The 18,705-nt window shown below is 69.7% G+C and carries 16 protein-coding genes; 13 read left to right on the forward strand and 3 right to left on the reverse strand.

The window, feature by feature from the left end; all coding sequences use genetic code 11:
* Nucleotides 1-103 precede the first annotated feature (103 nt).
* The 3 genes from purD to upp form a co-directional block, all read right to left on the reverse strand.
* Nucleotides 104-1,384, reverse strand: a complete 1,281-nt coding sequence (purD, locus tag DIE21_RS13200; RefSeq protein ID WP_124498132.1) for a phosphoribosylamine--glycine ligase — start codon at nt 1,382-1,384, stop codon at nt 104-106.
* A gap of 105 nt (nt 1,385-1,489) precedes the next feature.
* On the reverse strand, nt 1,490-2,218 hold the full coding sequence (locus tag DIE21_RS13205; RefSeq protein ID WP_006752214.1) for a YebC/PmpR family DNA-binding transcriptional regulator: 729 nt from the start codon (nt 2,216-2,218) through the stop codon (nt 1,490-1,492).
* Nucleotides 2,219-2,406: 188 nt separating this feature from the next.
* Nucleotides 2,407-3,057, reverse strand: coding sequence for a uracil phosphoribosyltransferase (gene upp / locus DIE21_RS13210; RefSeq protein WP_011657517.1), 651 nt, complete (start codon nt 3,055-3,057; stop codon nt 2,407-2,409).
* Between the two features lie 221 nt (nt 3,058-3,278).
* On the opposite strand from upp, the gene DIE21_RS13215 reads away from it, so the two are divergent.
* The 13 genes from DIE21_RS13215 (at nt 3,279) to DIE21_RS13275 (ending at nt 18,690) form a co-directional block, all read left to right on the forward strand.
* Nucleotides 3,279-4,058 carry an SDR family oxidoreductase gene (locus tag DIE21_RS13215; protein ID WP_124498133.1) on the forward strand — a complete coding sequence of 260 codons (780 nt, stop codon included), beginning with the start codon at nt 3,279-3,281 and terminating at the stop codon, nt 4,056-4,058.
* 53 nt (nt 4,059-4,111) lie between these two features.
* Nucleotides 4,112-4,504: a methylglyoxal synthase gene (locus DIE21_RS13220; protein ID WP_027785024.1), complete on the forward strand. Its 393-nt coding sequence runs from the start codon at nt 4,112-4,114 to the stop codon at nt 4,502-4,504.
* Nucleotides 4,505-4,684: 180 nt separating this feature from the next.
* Complete coding sequence (locus tag DIE21_RS13225) at nt 4,685-5,659, forward strand: quinone oxidoreductase (protein WP_124498134.1); 975 nt, start codon at nt 4,685-4,687, stop codon at nt 5,657-5,659.
* Between the two features lie 310 nt (nt 5,660-5,969).
* The gene (kdpF, locus tag DIE21_RS13230) at nt 5,970-6,062 is read left to right on the forward strand and encodes a K(+)-transporting ATPase subunit F (RefSeq protein ID WP_006752209.1); all 93 of its coding nucleotides are present in this window, start codon (nt 5,970-5,972) and stop codon (nt 6,060-6,062) included.
* Nucleotides 6,059-7,864 (forward strand): potassium-transporting ATPase subunit KdpA, encoded by a 1,806-nt coding sequence (kdpA, locus tag DIE21_RS13235; RefSeq protein WP_124498135.1) that lies wholly within the window; start codon nt 6,059-6,061, stop codon nt 7,862-7,864. The genes kdpF and kdpA overlap by 4 nt, the downstream gene beginning before the upstream one ends.
* Nucleotides 7,865-7,918: 54 nt before the next feature.
* A complete protein-coding gene (gene kdpB, locus DIE21_RS13240; protein WP_124498136.1) occupies nt 7,919-10,030 on the forward strand; it encodes a potassium-transporting ATPase subunit KdpB in 2,112 nt (703 codons plus the stop codon).
* Nucleotides 10,031-10,054: 24 nt separating this feature from the next.
* Complete coding sequence (gene kdpC, locus DIE21_RS13245) at nt 10,055-10,636, forward strand: potassium-transporting ATPase subunit KdpC (protein ID WP_124498137.1); 582 nt, start codon at nt 10,055-10,057, stop codon at nt 10,634-10,636.
* A gap of 145 nt (nt 10,637-10,781) precedes the next feature.
* Complete coding sequence (locus tag DIE21_RS13250; protein WP_124498138.1) at nt 10,782-13,619, forward strand: sensor histidine kinase KdpD; 2,838 nt, start codon at nt 10,782-10,784, stop codon at nt 13,617-13,619.
* Entirely contained in the window at nt 13,612-14,310 is a 699-nt protein-coding gene (kdpE, locus tag DIE21_RS13255; RefSeq protein ID WP_124498139.1) for a two-component system response regulator KdpE, read from the forward strand. Before DIE21_RS13250 ends, kdpE begins: the two co-directional genes overlap by 8 nt.
* Nucleotides 14,311-14,460: 150 nt before the next feature.
* Nucleotides 14,461-14,745, forward strand: a complete 285-nt coding sequence (locus tag DIE21_RS13260) for a DUF333 domain-containing protein (RefSeq protein WP_124498140.1) — start codon at nt 14,461-14,463, stop codon at nt 14,743-14,745.
* Between the two features lie 172 nt (nt 14,746-14,917).
* Nucleotides 14,918-15,238 (forward strand): quaternary ammonium compound efflux SMR transporter SugE, encoded by a 321-nt coding sequence (gene sugE, locus DIE21_RS13265; protein ID WP_124498141.1) that lies wholly within the window; start codon nt 14,918-14,920, stop codon nt 15,236-15,238.
* Nucleotides 15,239-15,460: 222 nt separating this feature from the next.
* Nucleotides 15,461-16,078, forward strand: a complete 618-nt coding sequence (locus DIE21_RS13270; protein WP_012364337.1) for a DUF4126 domain-containing protein — start codon at nt 15,461-15,463, stop codon at nt 16,076-16,078.
* 107 nt (nt 16,079-16,185) lie between these two features.
* On the forward strand, nt 16,186-18,690 hold the full coding sequence (locus DIE21_RS13275; RefSeq protein WP_124498190.1) for an ABC transporter permease: 2,505 nt from the start codon (nt 16,186-16,188) through the stop codon (nt 18,688-18,690).
* Nucleotides 18,691-18,705: the final 15 nt, after the last annotated feature.

Here is an 18,705-nt window from a genome sequence, read left to right on the forward strand (position 1 = left end):
CGGGGGCCTTGAAATAGGCATCTGCCGGGCATTCTATCGAACCCCGGCAGCAGGAACAGGCCCCGCGCGCTGCGCCCGCGCGGGCAGGGCGGCGCTCAGGGCGTCACGCGCTCTTGCGGCTCAGCGCGCGGAAGCCGATGTCGCGGCGGTACTGCATGCCTTCGAAATTGATCTGGTTGATCGTCTCGTATGCATGCTGCTGCGCTTCGCGCACCGAATCGGCGAGGCCGACCACGCACAGCACGCGGCCGCCCGACGTGACGAGCTTGTCGCCTTCGGCGAGCGTCGTGCCCGCATGGAACGTCATGGCCTGTTCGGTCTCGGCCGGGATCCCATTGATGCGGTCGCCCTTGCGCGGCGCGTCCGGATAGCCGTGCGCGGCCAGCACGACGCCGAGCGCGGTGCGGCGGTCCCAGTCGAGCTCGACCGTGTCGAGCGTGCCCGCGATCGCCTGTTCGACGACCTTCGAGAAATCGCTCTTCAGGCGCGCCATGATCGGCTGCGTCTCGGGGTCGCCCATCCGGCAGTTGAACTCGAGCGTGCGCGGATTGCCTTCCTTGTCGATCATCAGGCCCGCATACAGGAAGCCCGTGAAGCGGATGCCGTCCTTCTCCATCCCGCGTACCGTCGGCATGATGATCTCGCGCATCACGCGTGCGTGCATCTGCGGCGTGACGATCGGCGCGGGCGAATAGGCGCCCATGCCGCCCGTGTTCGGGCCGCGGTCCTCGTCGAGCAGGCGCTTGTGGTCCTGGCTCGACGCCAGCGCCAGCGCGTGCTTGCCGTCGACCATCACGATGAAGCTCGCTTCCTCGCCGTCGAGGAATTCCTCGATCACGACGCGCGCGCCGGCGTCTCCCAGCTTGTTGCCCGACAGCATCATGTCGACCGCGGCATGCGCTTCTTCCAGCGTCATCGCGACGACGACGCCCTTGCCGGCCGCGAGGCCGTCGGCCTTCACGACGATCGGCGCACCCTTCGCGTCGATGTAAGCGTGCGCGGCAGCCACGTCGGAGAAGGTTTCGTACTCGGCGGTCGGAATGCCGTGGCGCTTCATGAACGCCTTCGCGAAATCCTTCGAGCTTTCGAGCTGCGCGGCTTCGCGAGTCGGGCCGAACACCTTCAGGCCGCGTGCGCGGAACAGGTTGACGATGCCGGCCGCGAGCGGCGCTTCCGGCCCGACGAGCGTGAACGCGACGCCTTCGCGTTCCGCGAAATCGGCGAGTTCGTCGAGCGCCGTGATGTCGACGTTTTTCAGACGCTCGTCCTGCGCCGTGCCGCCATTGCCGGGCGCGACGTAGACCATCTGGACGCGCGGCGACTGCGCGAGCTTCCACGCGAGCGCATGTTCGCGACCGCCGGAACCGACGACGAGTAATTTCATGGGATTCCCCGCAGACTAGAAAACAGGGCGGCCGGCACGCTCAGGCGCGCCGGCCGCGAAATCGGTCGGGCCGCCGCCGCGACGATGCGCACGGCGGCCGGCATGTCATTCCTCGACAATGACGGCGTTCGTATACACCTCCTGCACGTCGTCGAGGTTCTCGAGCGCGTCCAGGAGCTTCTGCATCTTCGCCGCATCGTCGCCGGTGAATTCGACTTCGTTCTGCGGCTTCATCGTCACTTCGGCGAGTTCGGCCTTGAAGCCCGCGGCTTCGAGCGCGTCCTTCACCGCCGAGAACGCCTGCCAGTCGCACAGCACCTCGATCGAGCCGTCGTCGTTCGTGCTGACGTCGTCCGCGCCGGCTTCCAGCGCCGCTTCCATCAGCGCGTCTTCCGACGTGCCGGGCGCGAACAGGAACTGGCCGACGTGATCGAACATGAACGCGACCGAACCGTCGGTGCCCATGTTGCCGCCGAACTTCGAGAATGCGTGACGGACTTCCGCGACCGTGCGGGTGCGGTTGTCGGTCAGCGTGTCGACGATGATCGCCGCGCCGCTGATGCCATAGCCTTCGTAACGGATTTCCTCGTAGTTCGCGCCGTCCGCGCCGCCGACGCCGCGGTCGATCGCGCGCTTGACGTTGTCCTTCGGCATGTTCGCGTCGGCCGCCTTGTCGACCGCGAGACGCAGGCGCGGGTTCGAGTTCGCGTCGCCGCCGCCGAGGCGCGCCGCGACCTGGATTTCCTTGATCAGGCGGGTCCAGATCTTGCCGCGCTTCGCGTCGGCCGCTGCCTTCTTATGCTTGATGTTGGCCCATTTCGAATGACCAGCCATACCTTTCTCCGTGCCCGGGCGCGCTGCGCGGGCGATTGTGCCAATGTGTCGTTGAATCGGCGGCCGTTCCGGCGGGCGTGATGCCGCGGGGCCGCGCGTGTCGAGTGGAACGTGATTTTATCACGCGGCGACCGTCGCTTCGGGGCCGCCGCGCATGGCCGAACGGCCGGTGCGGCCGTCGCGGCGCGTCAGTTCTTGGTGCCGAACAGGCGGTCGCCCGCGTCGCCGAGGCCCGGCACGATGTACGCGTGCTCGTTCAGGTGCGAGTCGAGCGACGCGACGAACAGCTTCACGTCCGGATGCGCGTCCTGGAATACCTGCACGCCCTCGGGCGCGGCGACCAGCGCGACGAACGTGATGTTCGCGGCCGGCACGTTGCGGCGCTTGAGCACGTCGACCGCGTGCACGGCCGAGTAGCCGGTCGCGACCATCGGGTCGCACAGGATGAAGATGCGATCCTCGAGATCGGGCAGGCGCACCAGGTATTCGACCGGGCGGTGATCTTCGGCGCGGTACACGCCAATGTGGCCGACCCGCGCGGACGGGACCAGGTCGAGCAGGCCGTCCGACATCCCGATGCCGGCACGCAGCACGGGCACGATCGCGAGCTTCTTGCCCGCGATCACCGGTGCGTCGACCGCCACCAGCGGGGTTTCGACCCGCTTGGTCGTGATCGGCAGGTTGCGGGTGATCTCATAGCCCATCAGCAGCGTGATCTCGCGCAGCAGTTCGCGGAAGGTGCGCGTCGACGTGTCCTTGTCGCGCATGTGCGTGAGCTTGTGCTGGATCAGCGGGTGATCGGTGATGAAGAGATTCGGGAAACGGCTGTCCTGTTTCATGACGGGGGCGCCTTGGCGGCAAAAGGGGATCGGACGCGGCGATGGCGCCAAGCCGGCCGCCGCTTATGGCCGCAATTTTACCAAGGCGCGCCGCGCGATCCGGATATTATCGACGTCTCACGACAATCCGCGCGTCGTGTTTGCCTGTCCGTTCGCGACCGTTCGCCGGTCCGGCGACTCGGCCGGGCCGCGCCGGCGCGCGCGCCACCAAGGAATCGACGATGGATCTCGGCATCGCAGGAAAGACCGCGCTCGTGTGCGCGGCGAGCAAGGGGCTCGGGCGCGGCTGCGCGGAAGCGCTGGCCGCCGAGGGCGTGAATCTCGTGATCGTCGCCCGCACGCGCGACACGCTGGAGGAAACCGCGGAGGAGATCCGCGCCGAGTCGAACGTATCGATCACCGCGGTCGCCTGCGACATCACGACGCCCGACGGGCGCGCGGCCGCGCTCGCCGCCTGCCCGCAGCCCGACATTCTCGTGACGAATGCCGGCGGCCCGCCGCCCGGCGACTTCCGCGATTTCTCGCACGACGACTGGATCCGCGCGCTCGAGTCGAACATGCTGACGCCGATCGAGCTGATCCGCGCGACGCTCGACGGGATGATCGGCCGCGGCTTCGGCCGGATCGTCAACATCACGAGTTCGGCCGTGAAGGCGCCGATCGACGTGCTCGCGCTGTCGAATGGCGCGCGCTCGGGGCTGACCGGCTTCGTCGCGGGGCTGTCGCGCAAGGTCGCGGGGCAGGGCGTGACGATCAACAACCTGCTGCCGGGGCTGTTCGACACCGACCGGATCGCGACGACGCTCGCCGCATCGGCGAAGGCGCAGGGCGTGACGGTCGACGAGCTGCGCGCGCGGCGCACGAAGGAGATCCCGGCCGGGCGCCTCGGCACGCGTGCCGAATTCGGCGCGGCGTGCGCGTTCCTCTGCAGCGTGCATGCCGGCTATATCACCGGGCAGAACTGGCTGCTCGACGGCGGCGCGTATCCGGGCACGTTCTGACGCGCGCACCGCCATTCAACGACGACAACCACTGAACGACGAAGGAACCGGAGATGAGCAAACCCCGCATCGCATTGATCGCGCACGACGCGAAGAAGGACGAGATCGTCGCGCTCGCGGGCCAGTACCGCGAGACGCTTGCGCAATGCCGGCTGGTCGCGACGGGCACGACGGGCGGCCGCATCGCCGCCGCGCACGGGCTCGAGGTCGAGCGCAAGCTGTCGGGGCCGCTCGGCGGCGACCTGCAGATCGGGGCGGAACTGGCCGACGGCCGTGTCGACGTCGTCGTGTTCCTGCGCGACCCGATGACCGCGCAGCCGCACGATCCGGACATCACCGCACTGGTGCGCGCGTGCGACGTGCACGACGTGCCGGTCGCGACCAACGTCGCGACCGCGCGAATGCTGCTCGACGATCTGGCGCGGAACATGCAGGACGTCTGCTAGGCGGCGCCGGCCCGATTGCCCCTGCTGCCGGCAGGGCCATGCACGCCCGGCGGCGACGCGCGAGAATCGGGCGTCGTGACGCGCATCGGCCGCCGGCGCCCGCCTGCACCGGTCGGCGTCGGCCGGCGCGTCGGCGACCCGAATATCCCCCTGACCGATTCAGAAACGAGGAGCGAAACGATGCCGAAAGCAATCCGATACGACCAGCCGGGCGGCCCGGACGTGATGAAGTGGGTCGATGTCGAGGTCGGCGAGCCGAAGGCGGGCGAAGTCCGCATTCGCCAGCACGCGGTCGGGCTCAACTACATCGACGTGTATTTCCGCACGGGCCTCTATCCGCAGCCGCTGCCCGGCGGCCTCGGGATGGAGGCGGCGGGCGAGGTGACGGCCGTCGGCGACGGCGTGACCGCGCTCGAGGTCGGCGACCGCGTCGCCTATGTCGGGCAGCCGCCGGGTGCGTATGCGCAGGAGCGCGTGATGCCGGCCGAGCGGCTCGTGAAGCTGCCTGACGGGATCAGCTACGACGACGCGGCATCGGTGATGCTGCAGGGGCTGACCGCGCACTACCTGCTGCGCCGCACGTACCCGGTGAAGGCCGGCGACACGATCCTGATCCACGCGGCGGCCGGCGGCGTCGGGCTGCTCGTGTGCCAGTGGGCGAAGGCGCTCGGCGCGACCGTGATCGGGACGGTCGGATCCGACGAGAAGGCCGCGCTCGCGAAGGCGCACGGCTGCGATCATCCGGTCGTCTATACGCGCGAGAACTTCTCGCAGCGCGTGAAGGAGATCACGAACGGCGCGGGCGTGCCGGTCGTCTACGATTCGATCGGCAAGGACACCTACATCGGTTCGCTGGACTGCCTCGCGCCGCTCGGCTACTTCGTCAGCTTCGGCAGTGCGTCGGGCCCGCTGCCGCCGATCGACTCGAAGGAGTTCTCGTCGCGCGGCTCGCTGTTCTTCACGCGCCCGACGCTGTTCTCGTACATCGCGAAGCGCGCCGATCTCGAATCCGCGGCCGCCGAGCTGTTCGACGTGATCCTGTCGGGCAAGGTGAAGACGAGCATCAACCAGCGCTATCCGCTCGCGGAAGTCGGCCGCGCGCATGCGGACCTCGAGTCGCGCAGGACGACCGGCTCGACGATCCTCGTTCCCTGACGCATTCCCTTCGTGCCGGCACCACGCCGGCACGCGCCCTTGCGGGCGGCGCCGGCCGTCGCCCGTCCTGTCTCCCGTCCCGCCTGCCGTTCCCTGCCGCACGCGTTTACGCGTTTTTTATACCGTCCCGATCACCTTTGACCCGTCCTTTACGTGCGTTCCCATAAGGTTCTAGTCGTCCGATTTCGACGACGGAGAACACAAAAATGGATGGGGTTTTCATCGGCGCACTGGTGCTGTTCACAGCGCTGATCCTCGGTTTGCTTGCCGGTTGCGAGAAGCTCGCGCAATACGGTCGCGGGGGGCGGGCATGACCTGGATGCTTTGGCTGGCGGGCGCCTCGACGGCCCTGCTGTTCGCGTATCTCGTCTTTGCGCTGCTGCGCGCGGAGGACATCGAATGAACGCGAACAATTTCTTTCAGGTGCTGCTCTTCATCGTCGTCCTGCTGGCGGCGGCGGTACCGGTTGCGCGCTACCTGGGCGCCGTGATGGACGGCAGCTCGCGCGTCGTGCGCGTGTTCGGGCCGCTCGAGCGCGCGCTGTACCGCATCGCCGGCGTCGACGCCGGCAGCGAGATGAACTGGAAGCAGTACGCGCTTGCGACGATCGCGTTCAACGCGCTCGGCGCGCTGTTCCTCTACGGCCTGCTGCGCCTGCAGGGCTTCCTGCCCGGCAACCCGCAGCAATTCGGCGCGATGACGGCCGACGGTGCGTTCAACACGGCCGTCAGCTTCGTCACCAACACGAACTGGCAGGACTACGCACCCGAGCAGACGGTCAGCTACCTGACGCAGATGCTCGGCCTGACCGTGCAGAACTTCCTGTCGGCCGCGACCGGCATCGTCGTCGTGATCGCGCTGATCCGCGGCTTCGCGCGTCACACCGCGCAGACGATCGGCAACTTCTGGGTCGATCTCACGCGCGTGACGTTGTACGTGCTCGTGCCGATGGCCGCGATCATCGCCGCGCTGCTGATGAGCCAGGGCGTGATCCAGAACATGAAGGCGTACCAGGACGTGCCGGTGCTGCAGACGAGCACCTACGCCGCGCCGAAGCTCGACGCGCAGGGCAGCCCGGTCAAGGACGACAAGGGCAACCCGGTCACGGTGCCGACCGCGCTCACGAAGCAGACGCTCGCGATGGGCCCGGTCGCGTCGCAGGAAGCGATCAAGATGCTCGGCACCAACGGCGGCGGCTTCTTCAACGCGAACTCCGCGCACCCGTACGAAAACCCGACACCGTTCGCGAACTTCCTGCAGATCTTCTCGATCCTGATCATCCCGGCCGCGCTGTGCCTGGTGTTCGGCCGCGTGATCGGCGACCGCCGGCAGGGAATCGCCGTGCTCGCGGCGATGACGGTCGCGTTCGTGCTCGCGATCGGCGTCGAGGTGAGTGCCGAGCAGGCCGGCAACCCGACGCTCGCGGCGCTACACGTCGACCAGTCGACGAACGCGCTGCAGCCGGGCGGCAACATGGAAGGCAAGGAAACGCGCTTCGGGATCGCGCAGACCGGCATCTTCACGGTCGCGACGACGGCCGCGTCGTGCGGCGCGGTCGACACGATGCACGATTCGCTGACCCCGCTCGGCGGCCTCGTGCCGATGCTGCTGATGCAGCTCGGCGAGGTGGTCTACGGCGGTGTCGGCTCCGGCCTCTACGGGATGCTCGTGTTCGCGCTGCTCGCGGTGTTCGTCGCCGGCCTGATGATCGGCCGCACGCCCGAATACGTCGGCAAGAAGATCGAGTCGTACGAGATGAAGATGGTGTCGATCGTCGTGCTGCTCACGCCGCTGCTGGTGCTGCTCGGCACGTCGATCGCGGTGCTGGCGGACGCGGGCAAGGCCGGCATCGCGAACCCGGGCCCGCACGGCTTCTCGGAAATCCTGTACGCGTTCAGCTCGGCCGCGAACAACAACGGCAGCGCGTTCGCGGGCCTCACGGTCGGCACGCCGTTCTACAACTGGATGACCGCGATCGCGATGTGGTTCGGCCGCTTCGGCACGATCGTGCCGGTGCTGGCGATCGCCGGCTCGCTCGCCGCGAAGAAGCGCATCGCGGTGACGAGCGGCACGCTGCCGACGCACGGTCCGCTGTTCGTCGTGCTGCTGCTCGGCACCGTGCTGCTGGTGGGCGCGCTGACCTATGTGCCGGCGCTCGCGCTCGGCCCGGGCGTCGAGCACCTGATGATGTGGCTGGGCGCGTGACGCGCGCCCGCATGGCGACACATTGAAAAGACTGAAGAGCTTGAAGAGATCGCAATGACTCAACATTCCGCAACACGGTCCATGTTCGATCCGGCGCTGCTGCGTCCGGCGATCGTGGATTCGTTCAAGAAACTCACGCCGCGCACGCAGTTCCGCAACCCGGTGATGTTCTGCGTGTACGTCGGCAGCATCCTGACCACGATCCTGTGGATCGCGGCGCTCGCCGGCCAGGCCGAGGCGCCGGCAGGCTTCATCCTCGCGATCGCGCTGTGGCTGTGGTTCACCGTGCTGTTCGCGAACTTCGCCGAGGCGCTCGCCGAAGGGCGCTCGAAGGCGCAGGCCGCGTCGCTGCGCAGCGCGAAGAAGGACGTGATGGCGAAGAAGCTGAACGAGCCGCATCCGAAGTCGCCGATCCGCATCACGACCGCGTCCGACCTGCGCAAAGGCGACGTCGTGCTGGTCGAGGCCGGCGACGTGATCCCGGCCGACGGCGAAGTCGTCGAAGGTGTCGCATCGGTCGACGAATCGGCGATCACCGGCGAATCCGCACCGGTGATCCGCGAGTCGGGTGGCGACTTCTCGTCGGTGACGGGCGGCACGCGCGTGCTGTCCGACTGGATCGTCGTGACGGTCACCGCGAACCCCGGCGAGGCGTTCCTCGACCGGATGATCGCGATGGTCGAAGGCGCGAAGCGCAAGAAGACGCCGAACGAGGTCGCGCTGACGATCCTGCTCGTCGCGCTGACGATCGTGATGCTGCTCGCGACCGCGACGCTGCTGCCGTTCTCGATGTTCTCGGTCGAAGCGATGAAGGCCGGCCACGTGGTGACGATCACCGTGCTCGTCGCGCTGCTGGTGTGCCTGATCCCGACGACGATCGGCGGCCTGCTGTCCGCGATCGGCGTGGCCGGGATGAGCCGGATGATGCAGGCGAACGTGATCGCGACGTCGGGCCGCGCGGTGGAAGCGGCCGGCGACGTCGACGTGCTGCTGCTCGACAAGACCGGCACGATCACGCTCGGCAATCGCCAGGCGTCGATGTTCGTGCCGGCGCCGGGCGTGACCGAGGAAGCGCTGGCCGACGCCGCGCAACTGTCGTCGCTCGCCGACGAAACGCCGGAAGGGCGCAGCATCGTCGTGCTCGCGAAGGAACGCTTCAACATCCGCCAGCGCGACATGGCGCAACTGCACGCGACGTTCCTCGGCTTTTCCGCGCAGACGCGGATGAGCGGCGTCGATCTATCCCCCAACGGGACTTCCTCCGGGGTGCCCGGTCGCGAGATCCGCAAGGGCGCCGCCGACGCGATTCGCCGCTACGTCGAGAGCCACGGCAGCCGCTTCCCGGAAGAAGTGCGCCGCGCGGTCGACGACGTCGCGCGCCGCGGCAGCACGCCGCTCGTCGTGGCCGACCTGCACGACGGCGTGGCGCGCGTGCTGGGCGTGATCGAACTGAAGGACATCGTGAAGGGCGGCATCAAGGAGCGCTTCGCCGAATTGCGCAAGATGGGCATCAAGACCGTGATGGTGACGGGCGACAACCGGCTGACGGCCGCGGCGATCGCGGCGGAAGCGGGCGTCGACGACTTCCTCGCGGAAGCGACGCCGGAAACCAAGCTCGCGACGATTCGCGAGCACCAGGCGGCCGGCCGGCTCGTCGCGATGACGGGCGACGGCACCAACGACGCGCCGGCGCTCGCCCAGGCCGACGTGGCGGTGGCGATGAACACCGGCACGCAGGCGGCGAAGGAAGCCGGCAACATGGTCGACCTCGACTCGAACCCGACGAAGCTGATCGAGATCGTCGAGATCGGCAAGCAGATGCTGATGACGCGCGGCTCGCTGACGACGTTCTCGATCGCGAACGACATCGCGAAGTATTTCGCGATCATCCCGGCCGCGTTCGTGACGACGTATCCGCAGCTGCGCGTGCTCGACATCATGCATTTGACGTCACCCGCATCCGCGATCCTGTCGGCGGTGATCTTCAACGCGCTGATCATCGTCGCGCTGATCCCGCTCGCGCTGAAGGGCGTCACCTACCGGCCGCTCGGCGCCGCGTCGCTCTTGCGCCGCAACCTGCTGGTGTACGGCCTCGGCGGCGTGCTGCTGCCGTTCCCGTTCATCAAGCTGATCGACATGACGCTCGCCGCGCTCGGCTGGGCCTGATGCGCCGTACCTGAAGGAACCCTCATGAAAACGTTGATTCGCCCGCTCGCCGTGATCTTTGTCGTACTGACCGTCGTGACGGGGCTCGCTTACCCGGCCGTGATGACCGTGTTCGGCCAGGCCGTGTTCCCGTCGCAGGCGAACGGCAGCCTGATCGAGAAGGACGGCCGCGCGGTCGGCTCCGCGCTGATCGGCCAGCCGTTCGACGCGCCGAAGTACTTCTGGGGCCGGCTGTCGGCCACGTCGCCGATGCCGTACAACGCGAGCGGCTCCGGCGGCTCGAACCTCGGTCCGCTGAATCCATCGCTCGCCGACCAGGTGAAGGCGCGCATCGCCGCGCTGCGCGACGCGGGCACCGACATGTCGCAGCCCGTGCCCGTCGACCTCGTGACGGCGTCGGCGAGCGGCCTCGACCCGGAGATCACGCCGGCCGCCGCCGCGTATCAGGTCGAGCGTGTCGCGAAGGCGCGCAACCTGACGGCGGACGCGGTGGCGCAGCTCGTCGCCGCGAACACGACGGGCCGCCAGTTCGGTGTGCTCGGCGAGCCGCGCGTGAACGTGCTGAAGCTGAACCTCGCGCTCGACGCGGCGCAGGCCGCGCACTGAGCGCGGATCCGGACGCCCCGGCGCGACTTGCGGCGCGCCGGGGCAGACTTTTCCGACGGCGCATGCGCCGTCTTTGCCTTTTGCGGCGATTTGGAACAACAATGCCTGTACTCGCGCGCAATCCGGCGCTTCGCCTTCCTCACGCATGAACCGCCCCGATCCCGACCAACTCCTCGACAAGCTGCAGCGCGACGAAGAAAAGCAGCGGCGCGGCCAGCTCAAGATCTTCTTCGGCGCGTCCGCCGGCGTCGGCAAGACCTACGCGATGCTGCAGGCCGCGCGCCAGCGCCGGCAGGACGGTGTCGACGTCGTCGTCGGCATCGTCGAGACCCACGGCCGCGGCGAAACCGCCGCGCTGCTCGACGGCCTCGACGTGCTGCCGCTCGCGCGCCTCGCGTATCGCGGCCGCACGCTTGCCGAATTCGATCTCGACGGCGCGCTCGCGCGTGCACCGCAGCTGATCCTCGTCGACGAACTCGCGCATTCGAACGTGCAGGGCGCGCGCCACCTGAAGCGCTGGCAGGACGTCTACGAACTGCTCGACGCGGGCATCGACGTGTACACCACCGTCAACGTCCAGCACCTCGAAAGCCTGAACGACGTGGTCGGCGCGATCACCGGCATCCGCGTGTGGGAGACCGTGCCCGACCGCGTGTTCGACGCGGCCGACGAGGTCACGCTGGTCGACCTGCCGGCCGAGGAGCTGCTCGAGCGGATGCGCGACGGCAAGGTGTATCTCGCGCAGCAGGCCGAGCGCGCGGTGCGCAACTTCTTCCGCAAGGGCAACCTGATCGCGCTGCGCGAACTGGCGCTGCGCCGCACGGCCGACCGCGTCGACGCGCAGATGCGCGAGTACCGGGCCGACCGTTCGATCCAGCGCATCTGGCAGGCGCGTGAGCGGCTGCTCGTGTGCATCGGGCCCGGCCCCGAGGCGCCGACGCTGGTGCGCGCGGCCGCGCGCCTCGCCGCGAGCGTGAGGGCCGACTGGATCGCCGTGTACGTCGAGACGCCGCGGCTGCAGCGGCTGCCCGACGCGCGGCGGCAGCGCACGCTCGATGCGCTGAAGCTCGCGGCCGAGCTCGGCGCGGAGACGGCGACGCTCGCTGGCGACGACGCGGTCGCCGCGCTGATCGGCTATGCGCAGGTGCGCAACGTGTCGAAGATCGTCGCGGGCGGCTCGCCGAAGGTCGGCCTCGCGCGCCGCTTCGCGCGGCCGTTCGGCGAAAAGCTCGCCGAACGCGCGGGCGACGTCGACCTGATGCTGCTCCGCGCGTCGGCGAGCGACGAAGTGCGCGCGGCGCCGCTCGACGCGCGCGCACGCGACTGGCGCGATGCGTTCGCGCAATTCGGCATGCGGCGTTCGCCGCCGCGTCACTACCTGTTTGCGGCCGCGATCTGCGCGGCGATCACCGGTGTCGCGACCATCGTGTCCGCGCGGCTCGACCTCACGAACCTCGTGATGCTGTACCTGCTCGGCGTCGTGTTCTCGGCCGTGCGGCTCGGACGCGGCCCGGGCGTGCTGCAGTCGTTCCTGTCGGTCGCCGCGTTCGACTTCTTCTTCGTGCCGCCGCGCATGTCGTTCTCGGTCAGCGACACGCAATACCTGCTGACCTTCTTCGGGATGCTGCTCACGTCGCTCGTGATCAGCCACCTGACGTCGACGCTCACGCGCCAGGCAAGCATCGCGCAGCGCCGCGAGCGCCGCACCGGCGCGATCTACGCGATGGCGCGCGAACTCGGCGCGGCGCTGACGACCGAGCAGATCGTCGAGATCGGCAGCCGCCACGTGGGCGAGGTGTTCCGCGCGCGCGTCGCGTTCCTGCTGCCCGACAGCGCGGATCAGGTGCGGCAGAAGATCGAGGAGCCCGACGCGGTCGTCACGCTGACGGGCGCCGATCTCGACTGCGACGTCGGCCAGTGGGTGTACGACCAGCAGAAGCCGGCCGGCCGCGGTACCGACACGCTGCCCGCGACCGCCGCGCTGTACCTGCCGCTGAAGGCGCCGATGCGCACGCGCGGCGTGCTCGCGGTGGCATCGCGCGATCCGCGCGAGCTCGAGGTGCCCGAGCAACTGCGCATGCTCGATGCGTTCGCCGCGCAGATCGCGCTCGCGCTCGAGCGCGTGCACTACGTCGAGATCGCGCGCGACGCGCTCGTCAACATGGAGTCCGAGCGGCTGCGCAACTCGCTGCTGTCGGCAATCTCGCACGACCTGCGCACGCCGCTCACGACGATCGTCGGCTTTTCGTCGATGCTCGCGAACGCGCGCGCGGCCGCGCCGCCCACACCGGCGGCCGAACGGTCCGCGCAGCGCGAAGCCGAGCTCGTCGACGCGATCCACGACGAGGCGCTGCGGATGACGGGCATCGTCACGAACCTGCTCGACATGGCGCGGTTGCAGGCCGGCAGCCTGCAGCTCAAGCGCCAGTGGTCGCTGCTCGAGGAAACCGTCGGCGCCGCGCTCGCCGCGTGCAAGCGCGTGCTCGCGCGCCATCCCGCGCACGTGTCGCTGCCGGCCGACCTGCCGCTGTTGCAGATGGACGCGGTGCTGATGGAGCGGCTGTTCACCAACCTGTTCGAGAATGCGGCGAAGTACACGCCGGCCGACACGTCGATCGAGATCGGTGCGGAACGCGTGACCGACGACGGACACCCGTTCGTGCGCGTGCACGTCGACGACCACGGCCCGGGCCTGCCGGCCGGGATGGAAACGCGGATCTTCGACAAGTTCACGCGCGGCGAGAAGGAATCGGCGACGCCGGGCATCGGGCTCGGCCTCGCGATCTGTCGCGCGATCGTCGAGGCGCATGGCGGTAGAATCGGCGCGCTCAACCGTACCGGGCCCGACGGCCGCGTGACGGGTGCGCGCTTCTGGTTCACGCTGCCGGTCGACACGCCGCCGGCCGTGCCTGTCGTACCCGACGACGAAATCGACGTGCCCGGCGCATCGTCTCCCTCCGAGCCATTGCCAGACCATGAGTGAACCGAGCCTGACCGTCGTCCTGATCGAGGACGAAAAACAGATCCGCCGTTTCGTGCGCGCCGCGCTCGAGGAGGAGGACATCGCCGTGTTCGAGGCTCAGACGGGCAAGCAGGGGCTGATCGACGCGGCGACCCGCAAGCCCGATCTCGTGATCGTCGACCTCGGCCTGCCCGACACCGACGGCCTCGACGTGATCCGCGAGCTGCGCGGCTGGTCCGAGGTGCCGGTGATCGTGCTGTCGGCGCGCACGCAGGAAGAGGAGAAGGTCGCCGCGCTCGACGCGGGCGCCGACGACTACCTGACCAAGCCGTTCGGCGTGTCCGAGCTGCGCGCGCGGATCCGCGCGCAACTGCGCCGGCGCAACCAGGGCGGCGCGAACGAGTCGCCGAAGGTGAGCTTCGGCGGCGTGACCGTCGATCTCGCGCTGCGCCAGGTGTGGCGAGACGGCGAGATCGTGCACCTGACGCCGCTCGAGTACCGGCTGCTCGCGACGCTCGTCCGGCACGCGGGACGCGTGCTCACGCATCGCCAGCTGCTGCGCGACGTGTGGGGGCCGACGCACGTCGAGAGCCATCACTACCTGCGCATCTACATGGCGCACCTGCGCCAGAAGCTCGAGCGCGATCCCGCGCAGCCCGAGCACATCGTCACCGAAACAGGTGTCGGCTACCGGCTCGTCGGCGCCGCTTGATGCCCGCCGCGTGATGCGGCCGGAATGCAAGGCAGCACGCCGGTGAAGTTGCATCGGCGCGACATTGCCGCCGCATGCGCCGGCCGCGCACACCGGCCACGCATTCCCCGCTATGCTGACCGTTCCGCGAACGAAATCGAGGAGCGTGCAATGTCCGTCCGTCTCGTCGTCATCTGTGCGCTGGCGCTCGCTGCGCCCGGCGCGTTCGCGCAGCCGCTGCCGCCCGGGCAGCAGCCTTCGGCGCCGCAAGCGGCGCTCGCCAATCCCGCGTCGGTCAACTGCGAGAAGCTCGGCGGCCGCCACGTGATCCGCAACCTGCCGCGCGGGCAGGTCGGGATGTGCGTGTTCAAGGACGGCCGCGTGTGCGACGAGTGGGCGCTGTATCGCGACGACCGCTGCGTCGGCGACGTGGGCGCCAAGCGCGTGTCGAACTGAGCGCGGCGGGGCGGGCGCGGCCGGACCATGCTCCGGCCCGATGCTCCATGTGCCCCCGGCCGCCCGATTCGGCACACCTGTAAGCATCTTGTTATACTCGGCGCCGCCCGGGGACGACCCCGGGTCATTCGCTTCAACGGGGACGGCCCCATCCGAGACGGAGTACGTCGAGATGGCGTGGGTATGGTTGTCGATCGCCGGCTTGCTGGAGGTGGCCTGGGCGGCCGGCATGAAATCGTCAGAGGGTTTCACGAGACTCGGGCCATCGGTGTTTACGATCGTGACGGCGCTCGCCAGCTTCGGGCTGCTCGCGGCCGCGATGCGCCAGTTGCCGCTCGGCACCGCGTATGCGGTATGGACGGGCATCGGCGCGGTCGGCGCGTTCGTGTTCGGCATCGTGATGATGGGCGAGGCGCTGACCGTCGCCCGCGTCGCGAGTGCGTCGCTGATCGTGCTCGGGCTGATCGGCCTGAAACTGTCGTCGGCTGCCTGAAGCCGGCCCGCCGGGCGCCGGCCCGCGTCCGCGCCCGGCCGTGACGCGCGGCGGAATTGCGCCGGCCCGCCAGCCAGCCTGTCTATAATGGAACGCATTCGGGCCTGAATGCCGTTGCGCCGTTCGCGGCCGGCGGCACCGGTCGCCACGCGCCGCGCGGCCGGTCATACCGGCTCGATCCGATCAATCGGCAAAGCGCACGGAAAGTGCAAGGAGAGGGCCATGATCGAAGCCATTTCGCTCGGCGCGGGGCTCGCGTGGGCGAGCGGGCTGCGCCTTTACCTGACCGTGCTGATCGCCGGCGTGCTCGCGCGGGTCGGCTGGCTCCATCTGCCGGACACGCTGGCGGTCCTGACGTCGCCGTGGGTGATCGGCGCCGCCGCCGTGCTCGCCGTCACCGAATTCCTTGCCGACAAGATTCCCGCGTTCGATTCGCTGTGGGACGCCGTGCACACGTTCATCCGCATCCCGGCCGGCGCGGTGCTGGCCGCCGGTGCGCTCGGCCATGCCGACCCGACCGTGCTCGCGGTCGCCGGGCTGGCCGGCGGTTCGCTTGCCGGTGCCGCGCACGTCGCGAAGGCCGGTACGCGCGCGCTGATCAACCTGTCTCCGGAGCCGATCTCGAACTGGGTCGCATCGTCCACCGAGGACGGGCTCGTGTTCGGCGGCCTCGCGCTCGCATTCTTCGTCCCGCTCGCGTTCCTCGTGCTGCTCGCGGCGTTCATCGCGGCGTCCGCCTGGGCGCTGCCGCGTCTGTGGCGCGGCGTGTCCGGCGGGTTCCGCGGGATGGCGAACCATATGGTGACGCGGCTCAACTCGATCGGGGGCAAGCGCGATTGAAGGCGCCGTCACCCGCCGAGCGGCAGCACGCTGACCCGTCGCAGTCCGGGCGTCCCGGCCATGCCGGCCGCTTCGGCTGGCACGATCTGATCCACCAGGCCGCGCGGATGACCGCGCGCGACTGGCGTGCCGGCGAGCTGACGCTGCTCGTGCTGGCGCTGGTGCTCGCGGTCGCGGCGCTGACGAGCGTCGGTTTTCTCGCCGACCGGCTGCGCCAGGGGCTCGAGCGCGACGCGCGCCAGATGCTCGGCGCCGATTTCGTCGTGCGTGCCGACCGTCCCGTCGATCCGTCGTTCGATCGCGAGGCGCGCGCACTCGGGCTGCGTACCGCGACCACCGCGATTTTCCCGAGCATGATCGCGTCGGCAGCAGGCGGGCAGGCGAGCGGCGCGGCGCCCGCGCGGCTCGCGGCCGTGAAGGCCGTATCGCCCGGCTATCCGCTGCGCGGCGCGGTCGAGATCGTGCCGGCCGGCGCGACCGCCGCGCACAAGGCGGCCGCGATTCCCGCGCCCGGCACCGTGTGGGCCGATCCGGCGCTGCTCGATGCGTTGCATCTGAAGGCGGGAAACACCGTGCGCGTCGGGCTGCGCACGTTCACGGTCGCCGCGTCGATCTCCCGCGAGCTCGATCGCGGCTTCTCGTTCGTCAATTTCTCGCCGCGGCTGATGATGCGCGCGGATGAACTCGCCGCGACCGGGCTCACGGGCTACGGCAGCCGCGTCACGTACCGGCTGCTGGTCGCCGGCGACACGCCGGCCGTCGCGCGCTTCGAGGCCTACGCGCACGGGCGCGTCGATGGCGGCAAGCTGCGCGGCGCCGGCCTCGAGTCGCTGCAGGAAGGCCAGCCGCAGGTGCGCCAGACGCTCGATCGTGCGCGCCATTTCCTGACGCTCGTCGCGCTCCTGACCGCGCTGCTCGCGGCGGTCGCGATTGCGATGGCCGCGCGGCGCTACATGCGGCGCCATCTCGACGGCTGCGCGACGATGCGCTGCCTCGGCGTGAGCCGCCGCACGCTCGGGGCGCTGTTCACGCTCGAATTCGCCGGCATCGGCATCGTAGCGGGCATCGCGGGCGCGGCGCTCGGCTATGGCGGCCACTGGGCGCTGCTGGCCGCGCTCGGCAGCCTGATCGACGTCGTGCTGCCGCCGCCTACGCCTTGGCCCGCGCTCGTCGGGATCGGCACCGCGCTCGTGCTGCTGCTCGGTTTCGCGCTGCCGCCGCTCGTGCCGCTCACCCGCGTGCCGCCGGTGCGCGTGCTGCGGCGCGACTGGGGCGACGCGTCGCGCATCGCGTGGGCTGCATATGCGATCGGCGTCGTGCTGTTCGCGGGGCTGCTCATCGTCGCGGCGGGCGACCTCAAGCTCGGGCTGATCGTCGCGGGCGGGTTTGCCGGCGCCCTGGTCGGTTTCTCGCTGATCGCGCGGCTCGCGCTGTACGCGGCGGCGCGCGCGGTGCGCAATGCGCGCGTGGCCGCGGGCATCGGCTGGCGCTACGCGCTCGCGTCGCTGCACCGGCGGGGCACGGCCAGCGCGCTGCAGATCACCGCGCTCGCGCTGGGCCTGATGTGCCTGCTGCTGATCGCGATCACGCGCAACGACCTCGTCGCCGGCTGGCGGCAGTCGACGCCGCCTGATGCGCCGAACCAGTTCCTGATCGACATCCAGCCCGACCAGCGCGACGACGTCGCGGCGTGGCTCGCCGCGCACGGCGCGCGCGATGCGGTGCCCGCGCCGATGGTGCGCGGCCGGCTCGTCGCGATCAACGGCAAGCCGGTGAATCCCGACGCGTATCCGTCCGACGACGCGCGCCGGCTCGTCGACCGCGAGTTCAACCTGTCGTATACGACCGAGCTGCCGTCCGACAACCGGATCGTCGCGGGCGACTGGTTCGGCACGTCGGCGACGCCGCAGATCTCGATCGAGGCCGGGCTCGCGAAGACGCTGAACGTGAAGCCGGGCGACACGCTGCGCTTCGACGTGACGGGGCTGACGGTCGATGCGCCGATCACCAGCGTGCGCAAGCTCGACTGGGGCTCGTTCCGCGTCAACTTCTTCGTGCTGATGCCGCCGCCCGTGCTGAAGGATTTCCCGGCCGTCTACCTGACGAGCTTCCATCTGCCGGCCGAGCAGGCGGCGCTGCTCGATCCGCTGATCGCGCGCTACCCGAACCTGACCGCGATCGACGTCGCACCGATCCTCGCGCAACTGCAGCGGATGATGCTGCAGGTGGTCGGCGCGGTGCAGTTCCTGTTTGCGTTCACGCTCGCGGCCGGCGTGCTCGTGCTGTACACGGCGCTGGCCGGCTCGCGCGACGAGCGCGTGCGCGAGGCTGCGCTGCTGCGCGCGCTCGGCGCGTCGCGCGCGCAGGTCAATGCGGTGCAGCGCGCGGAATTCATCGTCGTCGGCGCGCTGGCCGGCGCGCTCGCGTCGGCGGGGGCGATCGCGGTCGGCTGGGTGCTCGCGTCGCGCGTGTTCGACTTCCAGCTCGCCGTCGATCCGTGGCTCGTGCCGGCCGGCATCGCGGCCGGCGTCGCGTGCGCCGGTGCGGCCGGCTGGCTGAGCCTGCATAATGTGTTGCGGCGCCCGGCGCTGCAGTCGCTGCGCGACGCATGAGCGTCGCCGGCGGCC

This window comes from Burkholderia sp. Bp9140 (genome assembly GCF_003853425.1).
Classification (GTDB): domain Bacteria; phylum Pseudomonadota; class Gammaproteobacteria; order Burkholderiales; family Burkholderiaceae; genus Burkholderia.

What these genes read in the sequence shown, in the direction of transcription:
- purD (WP_124498132.1), bottom strand. Translation starts at nt 1,384, where the DNA reads ATGAAATTACTCGTCGTCGGTTCCGGCGGTCGCGAACATGCGCTCGCG.
- DIE21_RS13205 (WP_006752214.1), bottom strand. Translation starts at nt 2,218, where the DNA reads ATGGCTGGTCATTCGAAATGGGCCAACATCAAGCATAAGAAGGCAGCG.
- upp (WP_011657517.1), bottom strand. Translation starts at nt 3,057, where the DNA reads ATGAAACAGGACAGCCGTTTCCCGAATCTCTTCATCACCGATCACCCG.
- DIE21_RS13215 (WP_124498133.1), top strand. Translation starts at nt 3,279, where the DNA reads ATGGATCTCGGCATCGCAGGAAAGACCGCGCTCGTGTGCGCGGCGAGC.
- DIE21_RS13220 (WP_027785024.1), top strand. Translation starts at nt 4,112, where the DNA reads ATGAGCAAACCCCGCATCGCATTGATCGCGCACGACGCGAAGAAGGAC.
- DIE21_RS13225 (WP_124498134.1), top strand. Translation starts at nt 4,685, where the DNA reads ATGCCGAAAGCAATCCGATACGACCAGCCGGGCGGCCCGGACGTGATG.
- kdpF (WP_006752209.1), top strand. Translation starts at nt 5,970, where the DNA reads ATGACCTGGATGCTTTGGCTGGCGGGCGCCTCGACGGCCCTGCTGTTC.
- kdpA (WP_124498135.1), top strand. Translation starts at nt 6,059, where the DNA reads ATGAACGCGAACAATTTCTTTCAGGTGCTGCTCTTCATCGTCGTCCTG.
- kdpB (WP_124498136.1), top strand. Translation starts at nt 7,919, where the DNA reads ATGACTCAACATTCCGCAACACGGTCCATGTTCGATCCGGCGCTGCTG.
- kdpC (WP_124498137.1), top strand. Translation starts at nt 10,055, where the DNA reads ATGAAAACGTTGATTCGCCCGCTCGCCGTGATCTTTGTCGTACTGACC.
- DIE21_RS13250 (WP_124498138.1), top strand. Translation starts at nt 10,782, where the DNA reads ATGAACCGCCCCGATCCCGACCAACTCCTCGACAAGCTGCAGCGCGAC.
- kdpE (WP_124498139.1), top strand. Translation starts at nt 13,612, where the DNA reads ATGAGTGAACCGAGCCTGACCGTCGTCCTGATCGAGGACGAAAAACAG.
- DIE21_RS13260 (WP_124498140.1), top strand. Translation starts at nt 14,461, where the DNA reads ATGTCCGTCCGTCTCGTCGTCATCTGTGCGCTGGCGCTCGCTGCGCCC.
- sugE (WP_124498141.1), top strand. Translation starts at nt 14,918, where the DNA reads ATGGCGTGGGTATGGTTGTCGATCGCCGGCTTGCTGGAGGTGGCCTGG.
- DIE21_RS13270 (WP_012364337.1), top strand. Translation starts at nt 15,461, where the DNA reads ATGATCGAAGCCATTTCGCTCGGCGCGGGGCTCGCGTGGGCGAGCGGG.
- DIE21_RS13275 (WP_124498190.1), top strand. Translation starts at nt 16,186, where the DNA reads ATGACCGCGCGCGACTGGCGTGCCGGCGAGCTGACGCTGCTCGTGCTG.